This window comes from Exiguobacterium algae, from assembly GCF_018617875.1.
Classification (GTDB): Bacteria; Bacillota; Bacilli; order Exiguobacteriales; family Exiguobacteriaceae; genus Exiguobacterium; species Exiguobacterium algae.
This window is the reverse complement of sequence record NZ_JACSKZ010000002.1, coordinates 1-25,253: the sequence shown is the minus strand read 5'-3', so window position 1 is coordinate 25,253 and position 25,253 is coordinate 1. Positions and strand designations below refer to the sequence as shown.

Here is a 25,253-nt window from a genome sequence, read left to right as displayed (position 1 = left end):
AGTTTTGTAATCATATTGTATAGATATTTCAAAAAAGAGGAGGGTCTTTCATGATCCGAATTCAAGGTTTGACCAAACGATTTGATGAGAAACATGGCATTTTTGACGTCTCTCTCGAGGTGTTACCTGGTACAATCTTTGGTTTCATTGGACCGAACGGTGCTGGTAAATCGACCACGATTCGTCATTTGATGGGACTGTTGCACGCAGATGAAGGTTCGGCAACCGTCATGGGGTTGGATTGCTGGAAAGAGACGCAGTCAGTCAAAGCTAAAGTCGGTTATCTACCAGGGGAAATCAATTATCCGCAAGACATGACGGGTGAAGAAATCATTCGGCTTTCGCGACATCTGCATGTGACAAGTGCGGAACGGGAAAGAAAACTTCGTGAGGTGTTCCCATTCGATTCAAAGCTTAAGGTTCGAAAGATGTCAAAAGGGATGAAGCAAAAGCTCGCCATCGTGACGTGTTTCATGAAAGACGCGCCTGTGTATATTCTTGATGAGCCGACGAGCGGTCTTGACCCGCTCATGCAAGAGCGACTGATTGAGTGGTTAAATGCCGAGAAAGCGTCAGGAAAAGCAATTTTGATGAGTTCGCATCATTTTCCGGAGATGGAAAAGACGTGTGATCGGGCTGCCTTGATTCGGGACGGGAAGATCATTATTGAAGAAGATATGAAAGAGTTGCGTCGACGGAGCACGAAAACGTATCAAATCGAGCTGAGAGACGAGTTGGCCGCTACTCGGTTGGCCGAAGTCATGGGCGACCGGGATGGGTTGGCGGTCAACGTCGAAGTCTCTTCGACGGAAGAGTTAAACACGATGATTCGAAGATTGACCGAGTTCGATGTCGTGTCACTTACGAGTGGTACGGATGAGTTGGAACATCTGTTCATGCAGTATTATGGGGAGGAGAAGTAAATGATACTCATTAAATCGTTGTTCAAGCAAAATCGGGGTTGGATTTTGGGCTACTCACTTGGAACGAGCGCCTATCTCTTCTTCTTGGCAGCCATTTTTCCGTCAATCCAGGAGACAGGGTTAATCGAGGCGAAACTGGAGTCGTTACCGCCTGAACTGTTGGAAGTATTCAAGATTGATGCGGGCATGACGATGGATAACATTTTGAACCTACTGTCAGGAAACTACTACGGGTTGATTTTCTATGTACTCGCCATCTTGTTTGCTTTGACCTTCGCCTCGAAGCTGATGGCAAAGCCGATCGATACGGGTGAGGTGATGCTTTACATGGCTGCCCCAATTTCACGCGTGACGTATGTAGTGGCGAGTCTCGTTATCTTGTTGATCGCGAGCGGATTATTCGTAGGCTTAAACGGAGTGAGTTTGATGCTTGCCAATTTGCTGTTCGACTTAGAAATCGACCTCGGCGTGCTTTGGTTGCTTCAATTGAACGGCGGGTTAATCCTTCTTGTTCTTGGTACGTTCGCCTATATCATTGCCAGTCTCTTCGATGATAGTACAAAATCGTATATGGTCACAGGTGTCGTGTTCACTTTGTTCTTGATGGCCAATATCGTTTCAGGATTCAGTGAACAATTTGACTGGATGAGTACCATTTCCGTCTTCTCACTATTCGATGCAAGTGCGATTATCCAGAATGATTCAATCCTTCGTTCGTTTGTCTGGTTATTGGGTCTCCTTCTTGCGTTCATGATTCTCTCATTTGTCCGGTTTACTCGAAAAGATTTGACGATTTAGTTTTTCGAGATAAGTTCACGGGTATGATAAAATCAGCTTGAAAGCAAATAAAAGGGGATGAACGAAATGCAATATGCTACATTACGAAACAATGTCCAAATCCCGATGGTCGGATTCGGCGTCTGGCAAGTGGATAACGATACGGAAGCCCCGGCGGCTGTCGTCGAAGCATTAAAGACTGGGTACCGTCATATCGATACGGCAGCGATTTACAAGAATGAAGAAGGGGTCGCCAAAGGGATTGCCGTGTCAGGAGTAAAACGGTCTGACTTGTTCCTGACCTCAAAAATTTGGAACGACGACATCCGCGAAGGAAACACGAAACAGGCGTTTGAGGATTCATTGAAACGCCTCGAGACCGACTATTTAGACCTTTGTCTCTTACATTGGCCGGTCGAAGGCTTTGTGGAGGCATGGAAAGACCTGATCGAGCTCTATGAGGAAGGTAAAATTAAAGCGATTGGTGTGTCCAACTTCAAAGAACACCATCTCGAAGAACTTAAGGAAGCCGGACTCATGGTGCCTTTGATCAACCAGGTCGAACTGCATCCACAACTCCCACAACCGGACCTGCTCGATTATTGTCAGGATGAGGGGATTCAAATCGAGGCATGGAGCCCGCTCATGCAAGGGAAGTTTTTAGACATTCCGGCATTCACAGAGATCGCTGAAAAACATGGGAAGACAGCGGCTCAAGTCGTACTTCGTTGGCACCTCGAATCAGGTCATGTTGCCTTGCCAAAATCAGTTACCCCACACCGGATCCGCGAAAACTTTGAAGTATTCGATTTTTCATTAGATGCGGATGATATGGCGAAAATTGATGCCGTGGCGACGCACGAACGAATCGGTCCGGACCCGGACGAAATTGATTTTTAACCTTTTGGAACCTGTTGAAGAACAGGTTCCTTTTTGTATGAACGTGTATGAGCGGATTCACACGGGTATAGAATACTATGTCAGTAAAGGAGGTGACGGGTCTTCAAGGGAAGATCGAAAAGATGGACTTATCAAAATGGCCAATCGTGAACTGGGTCGCATTTCTCGCGACCGTTGTCGTCAATTACTTCGCAAGCGCCCGGAATACGGAAGTATCTGATCAGATCGATATTTATTTTAAACCGGCAGGATACGCCTTCTCCATTTGGGGAGTCATTTATGTGTCCTTGCTCGTATGGCTCGTTCTGCAGTTGAAGAAAGGAACGGTTGCGAATCGCCAGGCAGAGCGGATGAAGGCCGGATTTTTAGTTTCATGTCTTTTGAACGGTCTTTGGTTACTTGCGTTCACGAATGAGTGGTTTGTCACATCGGTCATCATTATGATCGCCTTCTTGGTCGTCCTCGCTTGGCTCTATTATATGGCGATGCGGACCTCGACGAGTTGGCTCGACCGGTTCCCATTCTCGCTCTACCTCGGATGGATTTCAGTTGCGACGATCGTCAATCTATTCGTCGTCATGAAAACGGAAAATGTCACATCGCTTTTAGGGCTTGATGAACTGGCATGGACCTCCCTCATGTTGATGGTAGGCGTCGTCCTTTCGATTCTGTTTATGTGGTGGCACCACGACTTTATTTATCCGCTGATCTTCGTTTGGGCATATATCGGCATTTTTGCAAGAATTGAAGAAGGAACGCTCTATGTCGTGATTGTCAGTGCGCTCATTCTGTTGTCAATCGGATACGTCGGCTTGATTATTTGGAAACGCCCGAGTGCATTTCTGCATCATCAAAGAAAAACAACCCAATCGTAACGTTTAAAAAAGTGATGGTCGATCATCACTTTTTTTATGCCTGAATAAAGTTCTTATGAACTTGAAAATTAGTAATTTTATTGGATATTTATTCTTTATGCAATATAAATGAATTCATAGAATACGTTGATAACAGTAATGAATACGCTTACAAAACGTTGTGACACATACTCTATTATGCAATAACGTATACATGACTATTGATTTTTCAGAATATTTAGAAGAAAATAAAAATTACGAAGATGTCGAGAGAAAGGAGTGATTGTATGGATCAAGTCGGTTTGTACAATTCGAAATTTGAAAAAGATGCCTGTGGGATCGGGCTTTACGTTAATTTAAATGGAATCAAAAAACATGAGATTGTGAGCAAGTCACTGTCCATGCTCTGTAAACTGGAACACCGGGGCGGTCAAGGCGTGATCGACGCGGGAGACGGAGCAGGGATCATGACCGAACTTCCTCACGAGTTATTCAGTCAAACGATGAACCTTCCGGCACCTGGGCGTTATGCAGTCGGGATGGTTTTTTTTCAACCTTCAGAGGATCTTCTAGGTGAAAAGAAGCGACTGATGGAACAGATTGCAGACGAGTTCGATTGTTCAACAATTGAATGGCGAGAAGTTCCTGTAGATACGACTTGTCTGGGCGAACACGCCCGTGTGACCCAACCGACAATCTACCAATGGTTTGTGTCATGTCCTTTTGCCGATCATGACTCAAATGAACGGGCACTCTACGAGTTACGTCGGACAATCGAGAAACAAGAATCGTTGAACTTATATATCGCCAGCCTCTCTACTAAGACGATTGTATATAAAGGGATGTTGACTCCTGACCAAATCGCTTCGTTCTATCTGGATCTGCAATCGCCCTTTTACAAGAGCACGTTCGGCATTGTTCATTCCCGGTTTTCGACGAATACGTTTCCTTCCTGGGAGCGGGCACATCCGAACCGGATGATTGTTCATAACGGGGAGATCAACACGTTGCGTGGGAACATTGATGCGATGCGTGCTCGAGAAGGTGTGACGTCTACTGATTTGTACGAAGATGTACATCACTTGTTCCCGGTTCTCCAAGAAGAGGGGAGTGACTCCTCAATGCTCGATAATGCCTTCGAGTTTTTCACGAGAACTGGTCGTTCCATCGCCCATACGGCCATGATGCTCATACCGGAGCCGTTCGCCGAGGTCAAAATGGAACCGTTCAAACGTGATTTCTATCAATACCATTCTTCCATTATGGAGCCATGGGACGGTCCGACCGGAGTAGTCTTTACAGATGGTCGTCAAATCGGGGCGATTCTTGACCGCAACGGGTTACGCCCTATGCGTTATGTTGAGACGGTTGATGGAGAATTGATCCTTTCTTCTGAGGCAGGGGTGATTCCGGTACATGCGGAGAACGTCAAGTCCAAACAACGTCTTCGTCCGGGACAACTGCTCTTGATCGATTTGATGGAAAAACGTCTCATTCCCGATCAGGAAATCAAAGAGACGATCTCGAAAGCGGAACCGTATGGAAAATGGCTGAAGCAGATGACGCGAATTGCTGACCGGGGTGTTCATGAGTCTGAAGTGCCGGATTTATTACGGAAGCAGCGTGCTTTCGGATATACGAAAGAAGACGTCGAGCAATACCTCACACCACTCATTCTCGAGAAAAAAGATCCGATTGGGTCGATGGGACATGATCAGCCGGTCGCTGTCCTATCTGAACGACCTCGTTCTCTATTCCACTACTTTAAACAACACTTCGCTCAAGTTACGAATCCACCAATCGATGCTTTGCGGGAAAAAGTCGTAACGGCAACCTTTACATGGCTCGGAGCTCAAGCAGATCCGGTACACACAGGCCGTGGGCATGCGAAACGCATCTGGTTGGAACACCCGATTGTAGATGAGTCTGTGCTTGAACAAGTGAGCGATACGTGCCCTGTCAGTCGCGTTGACACGACGTACACGAGTGATTTGGAGTCCTCACTAGAACGTGTATTTAAAAATGTCGAACAGGCTGTCAGAGACGGAGCTGAAATCATCATCTTGTCTGACCGATCAATTTCGCCACAACGACTTGCCATGCCGGCACTACTCGTCATGAGTGCCGTTCATCAACATTTGATTCGAGTGAATCTCCGTTCTCATTGTAGTTTGATTGCAGAGAGCGGGGAAGTGCGGGAGGTCCATCAGGCGGCGACACTGATCGGTTACGGGGCAGATGCGATCTATCCGTATCTCGTATATGCTACGATTCGCGACATGGTGGAAACTGACCAGCTTTCTCTTTCATTCGAGACAGCTGTCCGCACCTACCAATCTGCAGTCGTGGATGGAATTGTGAAGATCATGTCCAAAATGGGTATCTCGACGGTACAAAGTTATCGTGGTGCTCAAATTTTCGAAGCCGTCGGACTGAATCGTTCGCTCGTCGAACGACATTTCCGAGGAACGACGTCTCAGCTTTCAGGCATCGGTTTCGTTGAATTGGAAGAGGAGTCGAGAAAGCTTCATGAGACGGCCTTCTCAACGGACCGACCGTTAGAAGCGGGGTCTGAATTCCAATGGCGGGCCGACGGGGAGGAGCACGCTTTCAACCCGAAGACGATTCATTTGTTGCAACGGGCATGCCGTGAAAATGAACGGAAATATTATGACGCTTATGTCAAACTTCATGAAAACTCAGGTCAGTTTGTAAGACAACTGTTTTCATTTAAGGAACAGTCACGGATTCCACTCGAAGAAGTCGAGCCGGTCGCAAACATCGTCCGTCGATTTAAAACGGGAGCCATGTCGTTCGGCTCGCTTTCGAAAGAGGCGCATGAAACGCTCGCCATCGCGATGAACCGCATCGGGGCGAAAAGTAACTCTGGCGAAGGTGGCGAGGACAGAAGCCGCTTCCAGCCAGACGAGGAAGGGAATGAACGCATTAGCCGAATCAAACAAGTGGCGAGTGGTCGCTTCGGGGTAACCGCGGAATATCTTTATCATGCCGATGAAATTCAAATCAAAATGGCTCAAGGAGCGAAACCGGGGGAAGGTGGACAACTGCCCGGGAACAAAGTATATCCTTGGGTGGCAGAGGTGAGGGGGTCGGTTCCGGGAGTCGGTCTGATCTCTCCGCCACCGCACCATGATATTTATTCGATTGAGGATTTGGCTCAGCTGATCTTTGATTTGAAGCACGTCAATCCGAATGCGAAAATCAGTGTCAAACTCGTATCGAAATCAGGCGTCGGGACAATCGCTGCGGGTGTCGCCAAAGCGAACGCCGATACAATCGTGATTAGTGGCTATGACGGAGGCACAGGAGCCTCACCGAAAACTTCGATCAAGCATACCGGGTTACCGTGGGAGCTCGGACTTCTCGAGACCCATCAAACATTGGCGCTGAATGGTTTACGAGGCCGCGTTACGCTTGAGACCGACGGGAAACTGATGACTGGCCGAGACATTGTGTTAGCTGCGATTTTCGGTGCTGAGGAATATGCCTTCGCGACAGCGCCGCTCGTCGTGCTCGGTTGTATCATGATGCGTGCTTGTCATCTTGATACATGCCCGGTCGGAGTAGCGACACAGGACCCCGCACTGCGTCAAAAGTTTATGGGCAAACCGGAGCATGTCGTCAACCTGATGACATTCTTGGCGGAAGAAGTACGGGAAATCCTCGCCTCCCTCGGAGCGAAGTCGCTGGATGAGGTCATCGGTCGGACAGACCTGCTCGTCGAAAGTGATTGGAAGCAGGAACATGTGAAGGCGAAAACGTTAGATTTATCGCCGATGCTGACAATGCCGACGCCGCTTCCTGAAAAGGAAGAGCGTGCACATCCAGCGTTCCAGTCATATGATCATCGAAAACTCATTCCGGCGGTGTCCCGATCAATCAAATCGGGTCAACCGACATTCTTTGTCGGAAGGATTCGGAACACAGATCGAACTGTCGGGACGTTGCTAGGTCATGAAGTGACGAAAGTGCACGGCAATGTCGGTCTGCCGGACGACACGATTTCGCTTCGTTTGAGCGGATCAGCCGGTCAGAGTCTTGGTGCATTCCTGCCGAAGGGGATTACGATCTCGGTCATCGGGGATGCCAACGACTACATCGGAAAAGGCTTGAGTGGAGGGAAGTTGTCCATTATCGCTGAAAAGCATGCGCCATTCGACGAAAGCGAACAAATTATCGTCGGAAACGTTTGTCTGTACGGTGCTACGAGTGGCCATGCATTCTTCAACGGTCACGCAGGGGAACGCTTCGCCGTCCGTAACTCAGGGGCGACGGCAGTCGTCGAAGGGGTTGGTGACCACGGGTGTGAATATATGACCGGAGGAACGGTTGTCGTCTTAGGACGGATTGGTCGTAACTTTGCGGCAGGGATGTCAGGTGGCGTCGCATATCTATATGGCGACCAGGCGTACGAGGATCTGGTCAATGAAGAGTTGGTGTCCATCGAACGAGGACTGAGTGATGAGGATATGGAACAAGTGTATTCGTTGTTGGAAATGCATCAATTCCATACGGATAGTGTCAAAGCAAGAGCGATTCTCGAATCGTTCGAGGCGGAAAGACATCGTTTTGTCAAAATCGTACCAAGGGATTATGCGAACGTGCTCGATGTCATGCGTCAAATCGAAACGAGCCGTCCGGATTTGAGTGAAGCCGACCGTGCACTTGAGTTGTTCCGTGTCGTGACGGGAGGGGAGAACGGATGAAACATAAATTTTTAGAGATTGCCCGGCAGACGTTGCCGGAACGCGCTGTCGATGACCGGGTGAACGATTATCAAGAATATGCGATGCGATTGAGTGACGAGGCCGTGAAAGAACAGGCAGAACGATGTATGGATTGTGGTACACCGTTTTGCCATGTCGGGGACTTGATTGGTCAGGAGACGATTGGCTGTCCGATTCACAACTATATCCCGGAATGGAATAAACTTGTGACGAAAGAAGACTGGCTCGGTGCTTACCATCGCTTGATGGAAACAAACAACTTCCCGGAGTTTACGGGTCGCGTCTGTCCAGCGCCTTGCGAAGGGTCTTGTACGCTTGGAATCAGTGAAGAGCCGGTCGCCATCAAATCGATAGAACGTACGATTATCGACCGCGCCTTCGAGAATGGATGGGTGACGCCCCGAACGGTCAAACAGCGGACGGGATGGACCGTCGCAATCATCGGCAGTGGACCGGCTGGTCTTGCGGCCGCCGACCAGTTGAACCAGATGGGCCATCACGTCACCATTTTGGAAAAGGCTGACGAAGCTGGCGGACTGCTCATGTACGGTATTCCGAACATGAAACTCGATAAGGAGGTCGTACGTCGAAGAGTTCGTTTACTCGAGGCGGAAGGGGTTCGCATCCGGACGGGTGTCAACGTCGGAGTGGATGTATCGGTCGACGCGTTACGTAAAGAGTTCGATGCGGTCATCTTTGCGACGGGCGCCCAAAAACAACGGACACTCGGGATCGAAGGTGACGACGCGTCCGGAGTCGAGATGGCGATGGATTATTTGACTGCCTCGATGCACGAGCGGAAAGGGGAAGCGTTAGCTCCTCGATACGATGCTGCGAAGAAACATGTCATCGTCATCGGGGGAGGCGATACAGGCGCCGACTGTGTCGCGACAGCTATCCGTCAAGGGGCTGCGTCTGTCGTACAGTTTGGTAAGCACCCGTCGAAAGGAATCCTTCGGGGTGTGGATCGACCTTGGCCGCTCCAACCGGATACGTTGACGACAGATTATGCCTATGCCGAATCGTTGGCTGTGTATGATGAAGATCCGCGTACGTATTTGATCCGTTCGAACCGTATATTGAAAGAAAGTGACCGTGTCGTCGGGATTGAGACGGAGCAAATGAAAAAAATCGTCAATCCGGACGGACAGGCATCTTTCTTCGCAATCGAGAATTCGACTCAAGTGTACCCGGCTGACCTGATTCTCGTCGCCATCGGTTTTGAACGACCGGAACAGGAACTGCGTCGGATCGGTGTCGAGAAAACGAAGCATTTCCATACCGTTCAAGACAACGTCTTTGTCGCAGGGGATGCACGACGGGGGCAAAGCTTGATCGTTTGGGCGATTCGGGAAGGTCGTGAGGTGGCTGAAGAAGTCGACTCATTCTTGAATACTTGTCAGGAGCGTCTAAAAACTTCATCATAAAAAGGAGCGACAAATCGTCGCTCCTTAATTTTTGTTTGGGAGGAATCCGATGATCACTGAAATCCTCATGTATACCGGGATTTGGTTTATCCTGATCCTCGTGCTGCTCGGCACTGTTTATGCGAGACGAAAAAAGTAATCACAATACCATCGCGGCGATGACACCGAACACGATGAGCGGAATGTTGTAATGCAGGAATGTTGGCCACACGGTTTCACGTAAGTGATCGTGTTGTCCATCAGCGTTCAAACCGCTCGTCGGTCCGAGCGTCGAGTCACTCGCCGGGCTACCTGCGTCACCGAGCGCACCGGCTGTACCGATAATGGCGATTGTCGCCTCGACTGAGAATCCGTATTGGATACAAAGTGGAACGAAAATGGCTGCGATAATCGGGACAGTCGAGAAACTCGAGCCAATCCCGAGCGTGATGACGAGACCTACAAGAAGCATGACGAGAGCGGCGATGAATTTCGAGTCGCCCATGATGCCACTTGCGCCATTGACGAGCGGCTCAATTGCACCTGTCTCACGAATGACGGCGGCAAACCCACTTGCTGCAATCATGACGAATCCGATGAACGCCATCATGCGCATACCGCTCGTGAAGATGTCATCGGCCTCTGACCAAGGGATGAGTCGAAGAACCGACAAGAGGACGAGCCCAGTGACTGCAGAGGCAATCATCGAGTCTGTCTGCAATTGAACTGCGAGGACAACGGCAACGACGACCAACGTCATGCCGGTTTTAAGCCCACTCATTTGACGAAGCTCATAATCTTCTGGTCCTAACGCGATCGTCTCATAAGAACGCGGCTTACGATAGTGAATGAAGGCGGCAATCAATCCGACGAGCATACCGAGGGCCGGGATGCCCATGATGCTGACGATGTTGACTTCACCGACGGTCATACCGTTCGCTTCAATGTTTGGTAGCAAGATCTCATTCAAGTAAATCCCGCCGAAACCGACCGGTAGTAACATATAGGGTGTGACGAGACCGAATGTCAAAATCGTCGCGACGAGCCGGCGGTCGAGCTTCAACTCGTTGAAGAGAACGAGCAATGGCGGTACGACGATTGGAATGAATGCGATGTGAATCGGCAATGCGTTTTGTGAACTGATTGAAAGTAACAATAAAAGAGACAACAACACAGCTTTTACACGAGTGACGCCTTTGCCTGTCACGTCTTTTCCAGACATGCCAATCAAACGTTCTGCTAATACATCAGGTAAGCCCGTTTTTGAAAGGCCGACCGCAAATGCACCAAGAAGTGCATAACTGAGTGCGATCGAGGCACCGCCTCCGAGTCCGTCACTGAATGCTGTCAACGTGTCATTGAAGCCGAGACCTCCGACCAATCCCCCGACGAGTGCGGCGAGAATAAGGGATAATACGATGTGCACGCGACTGATTGCGAGGGCAAATAAAACAATCACGGCAAGAAGTACTGCGTTCATAAGTTCCAACACCTTTCTTTATTCTTTCTCTTGGTATCACTTTAATAAGATAAAGACTTTTTGAAATTTAACATACGATTTTGATCTTGTCAAATTGAAAATAAAAAAAGCGATAACTCGTGAAAGTTATCGCTTGATCGGATTATTCGACGTTATGGTACACCTGACGGACGTCTTCGAGGTCCTCAAGCACGTCGATCAATTTGTCGAACTGCTCTTGTGAGGCATCATCCAATGAAACCTCGTTCTGAGGAAGCATCGTCAACTCGGCAATCTCAAACGCTTCAATGCCTGCCGATTTGAATGCCGTCTGCACCGCATGGAATTCTTCCGGCTCCGCATAAACAATGACCGTATCTTCTTCCTCGATCACGTCACGGACGTCGAGGTCATGCTCCATCATCAATTCGAGGACATCGTCAGCCGACATGCCGCTCACGCCGATGACCGCCGTCGCGTCAAACATATAGGCGACAGAACCGCTGACACCCATGTTGCCACCGTTTTTGCCGAATGCGGCCCGTACTTCCGATGCCGTACGGTTAACATTGTTTGTGAGCGTGTCGACGATGATCATCGAACCGTTCGGCCCGAACCCTTCATAGCGGAGCTCATCAAAGTTCTCCTCGTCGCCACCTTTTGCCTTATCGATTGCACGATCGATAATCGCTTTCGGTACATTGTACGTTTTCGCCCGTTCGACAACAAACTTCAATGATTGGTTAAGTTCCGGATCCGGCTCCCCTTGGCGGGCTGCCACATAAATTTCACGACCGAATTTCGCATATACGCGACTCGTATTGGCATCTTTTGATGCTTTCTTTTCTTTAATGTTGTTCCATTTACGACCCATACTACGTCATCTCTCTTTCCATTGTTCATAGATACATTACAGATTATATAAGAAGTTCGCCTGATTGACGAGGGAAGAATCAGTCTTCGGCTTTGTCCATCTTCTCCACGATCTCCGTCAATGTCTTCAAACTCTCGAATAGCCGATCCGTCTCTTCTTCATTCAGGAAAGAGAGACGTTCCTCAAACAGGCGTCTGAACGAGTCGCGACGTTCGAGTAGGATCTGTTCACCTTTCTCGGTCAACTGATTCCAGATGACCCGACGGTCCCGTTCATCCGGTACGCGTGTGATGTACCCTTCATCAACAAGCTTCGTAATCAAAGGCGTGACGTTCGGTGGGGCAATCGAGAGCGTTTCGCTGATCCTTCCGTTCGTGACGGCTCCTTCATCTTCGATCAGCATCAACAAATGAAAGTGAGAGAAGTTCAAGTTCGGGATTTGAGGAAAATCAGAGCGGCGCAACAATTTTCTTCTTATTAAGGGGACCAGCTTTACGAACTGGTCGGCTGCATCTTGTTTTGGCATATCATATTCACTTCCTAGTCATGTTCTATCTTCATTATACACGACTCACCGCAGCGTGAACGGTCAAACGGGTCGGTGTGAGAAATGCTGCAAACGAATTCGGGCTAGTTTGTCACAATTGATGTAAGCGTTTACATTCATCATACACTACTTTTTCATGAAAACGCATACGATTTTACTAATGGCAACTACAAAAATCAAGGGTTATCAGCAATTGACAAAAAAGTCTTGTGAAATAGTTCACATTGTTGTCACGCACAAAATGCGAAAAACATTGTATTCTATGAATGTGAAGGAAAGCACAAAGTGTTTTCGAAACTGATTCATCCCGTGCCTTCCATCAAGTCAAATCTGTTAAAAGCTCTCACTTATGAGGAGGAAACCAACATGGCAGTTAAAGAGAAAGCAAAAGTGGAAACATCAGCAGAACAAATGGTCGACACGCTCGTCGCTCGTGCCCATACGGCGCTTGATACGTTAATGACGTTTGACCAGGAAAAAATCGACGGGATCGTTCAAGCGATGGCTCTCGCTGGACTTGAACAGCACGTCACACTCGCAAAATTAGCACATACAGAAACAGGTCGCGGTGTATTTGAAGATAAGATGATCAAAAACATCTTCGCGACAGAATATATTTATAACTCACTTCGTGGCGAGAAAACAGTTGGCGTCCTCGAAGACGATGTTCAAAACGGTATTACGTACATCGCTGAACCAGTCGGTGTCGTAGCCGGGGTTACACCTGTCACAAACCCGACTTCAACAACGATGTTCAAAGCGATCATCGCGATCAAAACGCGTAACCCGATCATTTTCGCATTCCACCCATCAGCACAACAATGTTCAAGTGAAGCGGCCCGTGTCCTTCGCGACGCAGCAGTTGCAGCAGGTGCACCGGAAAGCTTGATCCAATGGGTCGAAGTCCCATCACTCGATGCGACAAAAGCACTCATGAACCACCCAGGTGTAGCGATGGTACTCGCGACAGGTGGAGCGGCGATGGTCAAGTCAGCATACTCAACAGGTAAGCCAGCACTCGGTGTCGGTCCTGGTAACGTACCGGCTTATATCGACAAAACAGCGAAAGTGAAACGTGCCATCTCAGACGTCATCCTTTCAAAAACGTTCGACAACGGAATGATCTGTGCATCTGAACAGGCAATCATCGTTGACCAGGAAGTATATGAAGAAGTGAAAGCTGAAATGACAGCTCTCGGTTGCTACTTCTGCTCACCTGAAGAAAAAGCGAAGCTCGAAACACTCGTCATCCGCACGGATACTTGCGCGGTCAACCCGGAAATCGTTGGGAAACCAGCAGCTTGGATCGCTGAAAAAGCAGGTCTCAAAGTTCCAGCTGATACGAAAATCTTGATTGCAGAGCTTGAAACAGTTGGCGCAACAGAACTTCTCTCACACGAAAAATTGAGCCCGGTTCTTGGAGCATATAAAGTACAATCACGTGAAGAAGGTTTCGCAATTGCTGAGAAAATGCTTGAAATCGGTGGTCTTGGTCACACAGCGGTCATCCACTCAACAGATGATGATGCCATCCTTGACTTCGGACTTCGCATGAAAGCTTGCCGAATCATCGTCAACTCACCATCAGCACACGGTGGTATTGGTGACCTTTATAACGAAATGACACCATCCCTTACACTCGGCTGTGGTTCATACGGTAAAAACTCCGTCTCTGAAAACGTGACGGCGAAACATCTACTCAACGTGAAAAAGGTGGCGAGACGTCGCGTGAATATGCAATGGTTCAAAGTTCCTGAAAAAATTTACTTCGAGAAAAACTCAGTGCAATACCTTCAATCGCTCACAACGAAAAAACGTGCGATGATTGTAACGGACGAAATGATGGTCAAACTCGGTTTCGCCGACAAAGTCATCAAAAACTTGCCAGCAGGCGTTGAGTACCGCATCTTCGACCAAGTCGAACCAGACCCATCTGTTGAAACGGTCATGAACGGTGCCGAAGCGATGCGTCACTTCCAACCAGATATGATTATCGCACTTGGTGGTGGATCACCGATGGATGCTGCGAAAGGAATGTGGCTCTTCTACGAACGCCCAGAAGAGAAGTTCTCGAACCTTCGTCAGAAATTCATGGATATCCGTAAACGGACGTACAAGTTCCCGACACTCGGTAACAAATCTATGTTCGTTGCCATTCCGACAACTTCTGGTACAGGATCTGAAGTCACACCGTTCACGGTCATCACAGATAAAAAACGCAACGTGAAATACCCGATCGCTGACTACGCGATTACACCGGACGTCGCAATCGTTGACCCCGAATTCGTCATGACAGTTCCTGCTTCAATCACGGCTGACACAGGGATGGACGTCTTGACTCACGCAATCGAAGCATACGTCTCTGTTATGGCGAACGACTACACGGACGGACTTTGCCTCCGTTCAATCAAGATGATCTTCGACTACCTACCAAAAGCGTATGAAAACGGTAGCGATGCAGAAGCGCGTCAAAAAGTTCACAACGCATCAACAATGGCAGGTATGGCGTTCGCGAACGCGTTCCTTGGTATCAATCACTCGATCGCTCACAAAATCGGTGGAGAGTTCCACGTACCACACGGTCGTACAAACGCAATCTTGATGCCACACGTCATCCGCTACAATGCGACACGCCCATCGAAACTTGCGGCGTTCCCTAAATATGAATCATTCATCGCAGATGAGCGTTACGCTGAAATCGCCCGCTACCTCGGTCTTCCAGCGAGCACGACAGCTGAAGGTGTCGAGTCACTCGTCCAGGCAATCATCGAACTTGGCCAACGCTTGAACATCAAACTCTCGTTCAAAGCACAAGGCATTAAGAAAGCAGATCTCGATGCGAAAGTGGACAAAATGGCAGTCGATGCATTCGAAGACCAATGTACAACGGCTAACCCGAAAATGCCACTCGTTGAAGAGTTGAAAGAAATCATGTACGCTGCTTACGAAGGTGTATAAGTAAAAAACGACTTGATCGAGTCACCCGTTCTAAGGAACGGGTGACTTTTTTCGTGTTCGGTCAAAAAATGCAGAAAGCGTCGACTTTTAACTAGTTTGTAAAAAATTTAAATATACAGACGGTAAATAGCTGAATATAATAATAAATGGAAATTAAATAATCAAATGAATATGGGGAACTGAAAATGATGACTTTATTTAATATGCTTTATTCATTATTCATTGTCTTAGCCTATTTGAACCCGTTTGGGATTGGCTCGGCATATGATACGGCCGCTTATTTTGGTTCGATCGATCGTGACGCGAATAGTTGGGAAAATGCCGATCTTTTCGAATCACTCGGTGCAGATCTCGATTTAGCTATGGAACGGAAGATTCACTACGCCGAACGCCCGACCTACTGGACAGATATTCAGGTTGGGGAAAAATGGTTTGAAGGGTCGACGAGCATGATGTTCGAGCAGCCCTTTGAAGGAGAGGTCATGCATCTTGATTGGGACGATACGGTCAAGGATATAGAGGGTAAAGTAATCGTGCTTCCAATGACGGACTATTCACTTGAACATAGTGAAGAAGCGTACGCGATTGATTATTTTGGTGTCATCAAAAATGATGAAGAAGCCAACCGGTATTTGAATCGGCTCGCAGAGGCAGGTGCTGCAGGGTTCATCATTACGCCTCATGCGAAGGAGCCCGAGAATGACGGGTTCGTGATTACCTCTTATACCTTGCCAATCGCTGGGTCGGGAGTCGATTTAGAGGCGGCAAAACACCTCGAGGATGGGGAAACGGTTCGGGTTGAGCCGTACAAGGAAGACATTCCTTATGTAGAGTTCATACAAACAGGACGGTCGGAACAGGAAGTCATCATCATGTCTCGACTCGAATCGACGTGGCAAAACGCACAATATTTCACAAGTGTCGGTCCCTCGACCGTTCTCTATGAATTGTTGAAAGAGATGGACGGTGAACAGCCGGAACATACGATCCGATACGTGTTCATGAATGGAAACGGTGTTTCAAAAGAATCGAGCGATGACTATTTACAGCAAGTACTCTCAAGGGGGAATGACGTTTCGGCTGTCATTTTACTGGATATTTTAGGGGCGGATGATGAAGAACTGTTTATTCGGACGAACGGAATGAAACGTTATCCTTTTATGGAAGAAGAACCGTTTTCAGGGTTGAACGTGAGACCGCTGTATAGCTCCCCAGGGGAGTTATATGATGAACAAGGATTACCTTTCGTGACGCTCAGTGATTCAATGACTGCGCAATGGGTGAGTCCCGAGTACGATGATCTTGATTATTTATCAACAGATGTGCTCGAAGACCACGTTGATTGGCTAAAAACCTGGCTTCTATCGAATTAATACGCATGCCCTTTCCCACCCAGGGAAGGGCATGTTTTTTTAGATTGCCCGTTTCGGGTATGATAGTAGAGGAGGCGATAAGATGAAACAAGAGATGACGATGACAACAGCATATGGAACCATTGCCGGCACCTTCTTATCCCATGGTGAATCGAGAAAGACGATTGTCATGTTGAGCGGTAGCGGTCCGAGTGATCGGGACGGGAATATGGGAGGGGTCGGGTTCAACACGTATGCGAAATTAGCGGATACACTTTATGACGCAGGCTTCAACGTGTTCCGTTATGACAAACAAGGCATCGGTTCGTCAGACGGTGATTTCAATAAAGTCGGATTGCACGATCTGATCAACGACGCCATCCTTGTCGTCAGTACGATTAAACAATTGGCAGACGTCGAGAAATTGTATATTTTGGGACATAGTGAAGGTGCGGTGATTGCACCGGCGGTTCAACTCGAGACGAAAGCGGACGGGTTGATCTTGCTTTCCGGCTTCAACGATGCCTCAAAAGAGATGTTCCTTTATCAGGCAGACCGACTCGCAAGTGAAATCGAACAGGTGAAGGGAATAAAAGGCTTGTTCTATCGACTGACCGGAGTGCCAAAAAAGGTTCGAAAGCGTCAAGATGATTTGCTCGAGCGTTCTCTTCGAACGAACGTCTCATCCTTCAAATACCGTGGGCAGATCGTCAATGCGAAATGGATTCGCGAGCATGCGACCTACGATGTCCGCGAGCGCTTAAATCATGTCCGGGTCCCTGTCTTGGCGGTAACCGGTGATCGTGACGTTCAAGTGCCGGCAGACCACGTCTATACATTCCAGACGAAAGGGGAAGTAGAGCCGGTCGTGATCGGAAATATGAATCATTTGCTTGTCGAACGGACAAGTCCGCATTCTTTACTCCGCCTTCACAAAGAATACCGTGAATCCATTGACGCACCGATTCATCCAAAACTCGTTCAAACTTTGATTGATTGGTTAAAAACACATTAAAAACAGTCTAAAACGGTCACTATATGACCGTTTTTTGTGTTATAATGATGACATCGTGATGGATAATGAATGTTTTTGAATGATATTAGTTGATTTATTCGTGAAAACGCTTTATATTAAACGTGTGGAGGGAATAAGATGTTAACGAAACAACGACATCAATTGATTTTACAGCGCTTGTCAGAACAAAAGGTCGTCAAACTGAAAGAGCTGGTTGAATTGACGGCATCTTCTGAGTCGACGATCCGACGGGATTTAACGGACCTGGAGGCAGAAGGGTATCTCGAACGTGTCCACGGTGGCGCCACCCTCATCGCAAAACAAGAGGAAGAACCGACGTTTGAAGAAAAGCGTGACCGTTATGTCGATGAAAAAGTCGCGATTGCACGGAAGGCCGCGACATTGATTGAGGACGGCATGTCGATTTATTTGGACGCCGGGACGACGACGCAAGCGATGATTCCTTACTTGAAGGGGCGTCAGATTGTCGTCGTGACGAACAGCTTACCGATCGCAAATGAGTTATTCGATTTAGATTTGAAGACGTTTGTGATTGGTGGCGAGTTGAAGCGATCGACCCAAGCCCTTGTCGGGTATAACGCACGGGAGAGTATGATGAATTATCGTGTGGACATCGCTTTTCTTGGAATGAACGGCATCGACCCGGATGCCGGCTACACGACGCCTGACCCGGAAGAGGCACTTGTCAAAAAAACAGCCATCGAGTTGGCGCAGTCCACTTACGTTCTCGCGGATGAATCGAAAATCGGGAAGCGGTCATTCAGTCGAGTAGCACCACTCGAGGCGGCCGCGTTGATCACAGCCAGTGACGACAGTGCCATTAATTCCATCCAAACAATCACAAAGGTGGTGAATGCGAAATGATTTATACGTTAACACTCAACCCTTCAATTGATTATTATGTGACATTACCAGAAATTATTTTAGGTGAAGTAAATCGAATCCAGGAAACCACGCAACGACCGGGCGGAAAAGGGATCAACGTCTCGATTGTCCTTCGGGAGTATGAAGCAAACTCCGTGGCACTCGGATTTGTCGGTGGAACGACTGGAGATTTCATTAAGCAGGCTTTAATAGAACAAGGTGTGCAAACGAGATTTGTACAGGTGAATGGCAATACGAGAATGAACGTCAAAATTCGGGCAAAAGAAGAAACCGAGTTGAACGCCAGTGGTCCTCAGATTACAGAGAGCGAATTGAATGAACTGAAATCAAGTGTTGAAAACGTACAACAAGGAGACATCGTCGTTCTGGCTGGTAGTATCCCATCCAACTTGCCAAATACGTTGTATCGGACGCTCGCAGAAACGATTCGGGCAAAAGGGGCGGAATTCGTCGTCGATACGACGAAGGAAGCGATGCTTGAAGTGTTGTCACTCGAACCGCTCATGATTAAACCGAACCACCATGAACTCGGTGAATTGTTCGACACAGACATTCAAACGTTCGAACAGGCCCTCCCATACGCTGAACAGTTGGTTCATCGCGGAGCCAAAAACGTCATCGTATCCTTTGCGGGCGATGGGGCGTTGCTTGTCAATTCGGAAGGTGCCTTTACGGCCAATACACCGAAAGGGAAGCTCGTCAACTCGGTCGGTGCGGGTGATTCACTCGTCGCAGGATTCGTTGCAAACGTGAATTCTCGTGGGGCCAAAGAAGCGTTCCGTTATGCGGTTACGACAGGGAGTGCATCAGCCTATACGTTTGGTCTATGCAAGAAAGAACAGATTGATCGGTTAATCGATGAAGTGTTGGTCAAACCCCTTACACGAATGGAGGAAACTACATGAAAATCACGGACTTACTCCAACGCGATACGATTCAGTTGAATCTTCGCAGTGGTTCAAAGCGTGAGGTCATTGAGGAATTGGTCGATGTCCTCGACCACGCAGGGAAATTACACGACCGGGATGGCTATCGGGACGCCATTCTCCAACGGGAGAATGAAAGTACGACCGGTCTTGGCGAAGGGATTGCCATTCCCCATGCGAAAACCAAAGCGGTCAAGGCACCGGCCATTGCGTTCGGCCGCTCGAGTGGAGTCGATTACGAAGCGTTGGATGGACAACCGAGCCGATTGTTCTTTATGATCGCCGCTGGAGAAGATGCGAACAACGAACATTTGGAGACCCTTTCAAAGCTATCGGTCTATTTGATGGACCCGGCATTCCAAGAGCAATTGTATGCGGCAAATTCTGAAAGCGATGTCATCCGGGCGATTGAAGAAAAAGAGGCAGTTGAAGAAAAGCCCGATGTGGTTAAACCGATTCATGAGGAAGGACCCTTTATAGTAGCCGTGACCGCTTGCCCGACAGGTATTGCCCACACGTATATGGCGGCAGACAGCCTGAAGCAAAAGGCGGAAGCCATGGGCGTGGACATGAAGGTCGAGACGAACGGTTCGACAGGTGTAAAAAATGAGTTGACTGCAGAAGATATCAAACGTGCCACAGCCGTCATCGTCGCAGCAGACAAAGCCGTCGAGATGGACCGTTTCGCCGGAAAACGGGTGATTGAAGTCCCGGTCGCTCAAGGGATCCGCAAACCGGAAGAACTGATCAATCGTGCTTTGAAGCAGGATGCCCCAGTTTACACGGCCAACCCGTCAGGCGAAGGGAAAAAAGAACAACGGACAGGAATCTACAAGCATTTGATGAGCGGGGTTTCCGCGATGCTCCCGCTCGTCGTTGCAGGCGGTCTATTGATTGCCATCAGTTTCTTCTGGGGCATCAATTCGGCCAACCCTGACGACCCGTCCTACAACGAGTTTGCGGCTCAGTTGATGACAATCGGCGGAGCGGCGTTCGGCTTCCTCGTCCCGATTCTGGCAGGTTTCATTGCCATGTCGATCGCGGATCGTCCAGGTCTCGCTCCAGGTCTCGTCGCAGGTCTCTTGGCGAACCAAGGGAACGCAGGCTTCCTCGGTGGTCTCATTGCCGGTTTCTTGGCCGGTTACGTGGTGTTGTTCTTGAAGAAAGCATTGGCAAAGCTGCCAAACTCGCTGGAAGGACTCAAACCTGTCCTCCTCTATCCATTACTCGGTTCGTTCATCTCAGGGATGATCATGTTGCTCGTTGTCAATGAACCGATCGCTGCACTCATGACATGGTTAATGGATACGTTAAACAGCATGAGCGGGGCAAATGCCATCCTTCTCGGGGTAATCGTCGGAGGAATGATGGCGGTCGATATGGGTGGTCCGATCAACAAGACCGCTTACGTCTTCGGTACAGCTGCATTGACAGCAGGAAACCAGGAAGTCATGGCTGCCGTCATGGCTGGCGGGATGGTACCGCCACTCTTGGTCGCACTCGCCTCGACTGTGTTCGCCCGTCAAAAATTCTCAAAACAAGAGCGTGAAGCCGGAAAGACGGCGTATATCATGGGAGCATCGTTCATCACAGAAGCGGCGATTCCATTTGCAGCAGCAGACCCGATTCGTGTCCTACCGTCTGCGATTCTCGGTTCCGCCATCGCCGGTGGCTTATCGGCCTTCTTTACGATTCAATTACCTGCTCCACACGGTGGAATCTTCGTTTTCCCTCTCCTTGAAGGGGCTGGAAATGTCGTCATGAGCATGGGGCTCTATGCACTTGCGATTGTGACCGGAGCGCTAGTCGGTGCGCTTCTTCTCTCATTCTTGAAGAAGCCACTCACGACTACAACGACCGTCCAAACGAAAGACGTCGCTTGATGGAAGCGCAAGATTGAAAAATAGTGTTCACTTTATAGTCTGCTCAGCGTGTACTGGGCAGACTTTTTTTGATTCGCTATTCGGATGATGACGTAGGAAAATCAGTCTGAACCTGGATTGTAACTTGGGGATTTGTGGTAAACTATTTGTATATAAATCGGGTAGGAGGGGGTATCGATGGTCATTCGGGTGGCCAAGGCGAATGACGCCTACGGCATGGCTAGAGTTCGTGTGCTCGGTTGGCGCACGACGTATCGGGGAATCGTGCCGACCGAGCATTTACTGAAGATGTCCTCTGGTGCGATTGAGTGGGCCGATCGTATTCGTACAGCGATCAATCATCGGGAGGCACATGGTTACGTCGCGGTATATGACGATGAGATTGTAGGTTTTGTACTTTACGGTGAAGAACGAACCGGGGAGTATCCGGACCACAAAAACGAAGTATACGCCATTTATATTTTAGAAGAGCATCAAGGGAACGGGATCGGGTCAAAGCTGCTTGAACATGCGGTCCAATCCATGTGCGGGGCAGGCTTGCTCATTTGGTCGCTTGAGCTCAATCCATATCGGTCGTTTTATGAGCAGAAAGAGGGACAAATCATCGATACGAAAGACCGGATAATCGGAGAGCTATCGCTCCGGGAAGTGGCGTACGGATGGGAAACCGCACACCATGATGCAATCGTCGGGGCATAAGATTACGGACTGTGGGCAACATTTGTTGCGTTACAGTCTTTTTTGTTTCTGTCCTCTATTCCCTTCCGAAAATAATCAGTCAAATTGACTTGACGTTCTAAATTATTGATTTAAGCAATATCTTTTGGAGAGAGAATGGACAGAGTGAAGGGTGAACACACACGGGCAGGCGAGACTCCTGAGGGAACAGCAAGCAAAGGGAGACCCAACAGCGACGAAGTTGCGATGCGGCTCCCTTTGCTTGCCCCTAGGAAAGCGAGCCATGCCCGGATTGGGCACAATAAAAGACCGTAGACATGAATTTTGTCTACAGTCTGAAGGGATGACGCAACGACGTTATATGAATATTTTTTTATAAGATCGGACTCAGTAGGCGGGAGACGCCTTCACGCAGGCGAACCGTCCACTTGCGACTCTCATAATCTTCCGCCGTATATTTCCGACAGACGGCCGTGTCACTTTCGAATAAGGAAACGAGTTCGAGTGCGACCCGTTCATCATAGATGACCGCATTGACTTCGAAGTTCAAGCGGAAACTTCGTGCGTCCAGGTTCGTCGTACCGACCGTCGCGATTTCGTCATCGACGACGAGTGTCTTCGCATGAAGGAAGCCATCATCATACATATAGACGTTCGCACCATAATCAAGGAGCTCGCCTAAGAATGACAGGGATGCCCACATGACGAACGGGTGATCCGGCTTACCGGGAATCATAATGTCCATCTGAATCCCGGCCAACAACGCCATTTTACAGGCATCCATAAAGCTTGTGTCCGGAATGAAGTAAGGGGTCTGAATGATGACCCGATGCTTCGCGGACATGATCATCTTTACCATCATGTTTTTCAGATGTTCCGTGTCCGAGTTCGGTCCACTCGTGACAATCTGCATCGGCGACTGGTCCTGTATCTCGTGGCGGGCAAAACAAAACGTGTTCTCCGGGTCATGATCGCGATGACCGGAGTAATTCCAGTCGAGGATAAATCGGTGCTGGAGATGGTAGACGACGTCACCTTCGACACGCAGATGAGTATCACGCCAGTAACCGAATTTGTCGACAAGACCTAAATATTCGGTCCCGACATTGAATCCTCCAACATATCCGATTTTTCCGTCGATGATGACGACTTTCCGGTGATTACGGTTGTTCAGTTTAAAATTAATGAGTCCGAGCGTCGGCGGGAAGAACACACGGACTTCACCTTCGTTGGCAATCAGTTCTTTAAAATCGGAGTGGCGCAAACTGCGTGAACCGACAGCATCGTAGAGCAGACGAACTTTGACGCCTGCTTTGGCCCGTTCGATCAATTCTTTGAGGAGTGCCTGACCTAAGGCGTCTCTTTGAATGATATAGTACTGGATATTGATTTCGGTCTCGGCCTGCCGGATATCCTGCATGAGCTCTTTAAACTTTTGCTCCCCGTCGTGTAAAATCATCGATTGATTATGAACGCTGACGAGCGATTTGGCCGAGCGCAGGTTCATCTCGATTAATTGTTCATATTTTTCTAAGAGCGGGAGTTCGAGCAGTGGATCCTGTTTTCGAATTTGTTCAATCTGCGTCTCGACCTGTAAAGAATGAAACGAACGTTCCTCCACGCTCAAATTATAAAAGTTATCCTTTTTCAGCTGACGCCCGAGAAACAGATAGATGATAAATCCGAGGATCGGCAAGAAAAAAAGAACAAGCAGCCAAGCCCAAGTGGCACCAACATCCCGACGTTCCGCAAAGATGACGGCTAAAGCAAATAATACGTTCAATATGAGGACACCATACAGTGCCCAACTTAAAATGACCGTCCAATCCAACAACATGCACCCCTCTACAACGATATGTAGCTTAATCATACCCCAATTTCGGGAATAGATAGCTATCAAATGAAATAGGGGGAGAGACGAATGAATATGGAAGTCGTTTGGAAAAAGGGAATGGCGTTCGAGACGCATACACCTTCCGGTCATCACGTGACGCTTGATGCGTCTGAAGAAGTTGGTGGACAGGACACCGGTCCGAGACCGACGGAGATGTTGTTACATGCGACCGCATCGTGTACTGGGATTGACATCGTGAGCATCCTGCATAAAATGCGACTCCCGCTCGAGTCGTTCGAGATGAAACTGGACGGGATTCGGGCAACGGAGCATCCGAAACGGTTCACGGCCATCCATATCCTCTATATATTCGAGGGGGATATGCCGGAAGAACGGGTGCGTCGTGCCATCGAACTGTCCGTCGACCGTTATTGCTCGGTATCCCATAGTTTGAATGCCGAATTGACGTATAGCTATCAGTTAAACGGAGGGGAAGTGACCCCATTCAAAACATTTTAAGCAGGATGGTTGAAATGGGTCGAACATGTCCGTTATATTTGTATTTCAAATACTGTATAACTAAAGGAGGACGTTATGATTCGACTCGCGACGAAGCGCGATGTGAACAGCATCGCGAACCTAATCGAACAACGAGCCGTAGCGCTAAATAAACAAGGTAGCGACCAATGGATCGAGTATTTAGAACAAGATCTCGTGGAACGTGTTCGTACAGATATTATAGAAGGAAGCGTCTATGTGTATGAACATGAAAATGACGTGCTTGCATCGATTGCCTTGTTACCACCAGATGAATGGGATCATAATCTCTGGGACGATGGAGAACGCGGTCAATATATCCACCGCATCGTCGTCAGTGAAAAATTAAAAGGACGCGGTGTCGGTCAGCAACTGATGCAACACGTTCTGAACGAGGCAGATGGAGAGGAACCGATCCGGTTGGACTGTGTGGCCCATAACGATTTTCTAAATAGTTACTACCCACGTTTTGGATTTGTCTTCGTCGATTCACGAAACGGGTATAATACATTCGAATATTGTGTAGATGAAAGCATGAGTGCATAAGGGTCGAATGACCCTTTTTTTGTTATACTGAAGAACGAAGATTGAACTACCCCCACCTACGCTTCGCTTAGAGGTGGAGGATTCCTGAGTTATCCGACCTAACGGTCGAAACCTGATCAGGCTAACCCCG

Annotated in this window: 19 protein-coding genes; 15 read left to right on the top strand and 4 right to left on the bottom strand. The window is 48.4% G+C overall.

From position 1 onward, the window contains the following. Positions 1-50: 50 nt before the first annotated feature. From KNP03_RS05295 to KNP03_RS05270, 6 genes are all read left to right on the top strand, one after another. A complete protein-coding gene (locus KNP03_RS05295) occupies positions 51-923 on the top strand; it encodes an ABC transporter ATP-binding protein (protein ID WP_214826298.1) in 873 nt (290 codons plus the stop codon). Further along, complete coding sequence (locus tag KNP03_RS05290) at positions 924-1,721, top strand: ABC transporter permease subunit (protein WP_214826296.1); 798 nt, start codon at positions 924-926, stop codon at positions 1,719-1,721. Positions 1,722-1,787: 66 nt separating this feature from the next. After that, positions 1,788-2,600: an aldo/keto reductase gene (locus tag KNP03_RS05285; protein ID WP_214826295.1), complete on the top strand. Its 813-nt coding sequence runs from the start codon at positions 1,788-1,790 to the stop codon at positions 2,598-2,600. Positions 2,601-2,677: 77 nt separating this feature from the next. Further along, complete coding sequence (locus KNP03_RS05280) at positions 2,678-3,475, top strand: TspO/MBR family protein (RefSeq protein WP_240544485.1); 798 nt, start codon at positions 2,678-2,680, stop codon at positions 3,473-3,475. 266 nt (positions 3,476-3,741) lie between these two features. After that, on the top strand, positions 3,742-8,181 hold the full coding sequence (gene gltB / locus KNP03_RS05275; protein ID WP_214826293.1) for a glutamate synthase large subunit: 4,440 nt from the start codon (positions 3,742-3,744) through the stop codon (positions 8,179-8,181). Continuing rightward, positions 8,178-9,629 (top strand): glutamate synthase subunit beta, encoded by a 1,452-nt coding sequence (locus KNP03_RS05270; RefSeq protein WP_214826291.1) that lies wholly within the window; start codon positions 8,178-8,180, stop codon positions 9,627-9,629. The genes gltB and KNP03_RS05270 overlap by 4 nt, the downstream gene beginning before the upstream one ends. Before the next feature lie 139 nt (positions 9,630-9,768). On the opposite strand, the gene KNP03_RS05265 is transcribed toward KNP03_RS05270, so the two are convergent. The 3 genes from KNP03_RS05265 to KNP03_RS05255 form a co-directional block, all read right to left on the bottom strand. Further along, on the bottom strand, positions 9,769-11,088 hold the full coding sequence (locus tag KNP03_RS05265) for a Na+/H+ antiporter family protein (protein ID WP_214826289.1): 1,320 nt from the start codon (positions 11,086-11,088) through the stop codon (positions 9,769-9,771). A gap of 142 nt (positions 11,089-11,230) precedes the next feature. After that, positions 11,231-11,941 carry a YebC/PmpR family DNA-binding transcriptional regulator gene (locus KNP03_RS05260; protein WP_214826287.1) on the bottom strand — a complete coding sequence of 237 codons (711 nt, stop codon included), beginning with the start codon at positions 11,939-11,941 and terminating at the stop codon, positions 11,231-11,233. 79 nt (positions 11,942-12,020) lie between these two features. Further along, positions 12,021-12,467: a MarR family winged helix-turn-helix transcriptional regulator gene (locus tag KNP03_RS05255; RefSeq protein ID WP_214826285.1), complete on the bottom strand. Its 447-nt coding sequence runs from the start codon at positions 12,465-12,467 to the stop codon at positions 12,021-12,023. 387 nt (positions 12,468-12,854) lie between these two features. Between KNP03_RS05255 and adhE the strand changes: the two genes are divergently transcribed. The 7 genes from adhE to KNP03_RS05220 all read left to right on the top strand — a co-directional run bounded on the left by adhE (position 12,855) and on the right by KNP03_RS05220 (position 22,227). Next, complete coding sequence (gene adhE, locus KNP03_RS05250) at positions 12,855-15,446, top strand: bifunctional acetaldehyde-CoA/alcohol dehydrogenase (RefSeq protein WP_214826283.1); 2,592 nt, start codon at positions 12,855-12,857, stop codon at positions 15,444-15,446. A gap of 185 nt (positions 15,447-15,631) precedes the next feature. Then, positions 15,632-16,819: a zinc-binding metallopeptidase family protein gene (locus KNP03_RS05245; protein ID WP_214826281.1), complete on the top strand. Its 1,188-nt coding sequence runs from the start codon at positions 15,632-15,634 to the stop codon at positions 16,817-16,819. A gap of 82 nt (positions 16,820-16,901) precedes the next feature. Next, on the top strand, positions 16,902-17,813 hold the full coding sequence (locus KNP03_RS05240) for an alpha/beta hydrolase (protein WP_214826279.1): 912 nt from the start codon (positions 16,902-16,904) through the stop codon (positions 17,811-17,813). 138 nt (positions 17,814-17,951) lie between these two features. Beyond that, a complete protein-coding gene (locus KNP03_RS05235) occupies positions 17,952-18,698 on the top strand; it encodes a DeoR/GlpR family DNA-binding transcription regulator (protein WP_214826277.1) in 747 nt (248 codons plus the stop codon). Further along, the gene (gene pfkB / locus KNP03_RS05230; protein WP_214826274.1) at positions 18,695-19,624 is read left to right on the top strand and encodes a 1-phosphofructokinase; all 930 of its coding nucleotides are present in this window, start codon (positions 18,695-18,697) and stop codon (positions 19,622-19,624) included. The genes KNP03_RS05235 and pfkB overlap by 4 nt, the downstream gene beginning before the upstream one ends. Then, positions 19,621-21,528: a PTS fructose transporter subunit IIABC gene (locus tag KNP03_RS05225; RefSeq protein WP_214826273.1), complete on the top strand. Its 1,908-nt coding sequence runs from the start codon at positions 19,621-19,623 to the stop codon at positions 21,526-21,528. Before pfkB ends, KNP03_RS05225 begins: the two co-directional genes overlap by 4 nt. A gap of 177 nt (positions 21,529-21,705) precedes the next feature. Next, positions 21,706-22,227: a GNAT family N-acetyltransferase gene (locus KNP03_RS05220; protein WP_214826271.1), complete on the top strand. Its 522-nt coding sequence runs from the start codon at positions 21,706-21,708 to the stop codon at positions 22,225-22,227. A gap of 352 nt (positions 22,228-22,579) precedes the next feature. Here the strand turns inward: KNP03_RS05220 and cls are convergent, their stop codons facing one another. Further along, entirely contained in the window at positions 22,580-24,043 is a 1,464-nt protein-coding gene (gene cls / locus KNP03_RS05215) for a cardiolipin synthase (protein ID WP_214828240.1), read from the bottom strand. An 84-nt stretch (positions 24,044-24,127) separates the two neighbouring features. Here cls and KNP03_RS05210 point away from each other — a divergent pair, with 84 nt between their 5' ends. Next, the gene (locus KNP03_RS05210) at positions 24,128-24,559 is read left to right on the top strand and encodes an OsmC family protein (RefSeq protein WP_214826269.1); all 432 of its coding nucleotides are present in this window, start codon (positions 24,128-24,130) and stop codon (positions 24,557-24,559) included. A 75-nt stretch (positions 24,560-24,634) separates the two neighbouring features. After that, entirely contained in the window at positions 24,635-25,123 is a 489-nt protein-coding gene (locus KNP03_RS05205) for a GNAT family N-acetyltransferase (protein ID WP_214826268.1), read from the top strand. Positions 25,124-25,253: the final 130 nt, after the last annotated feature.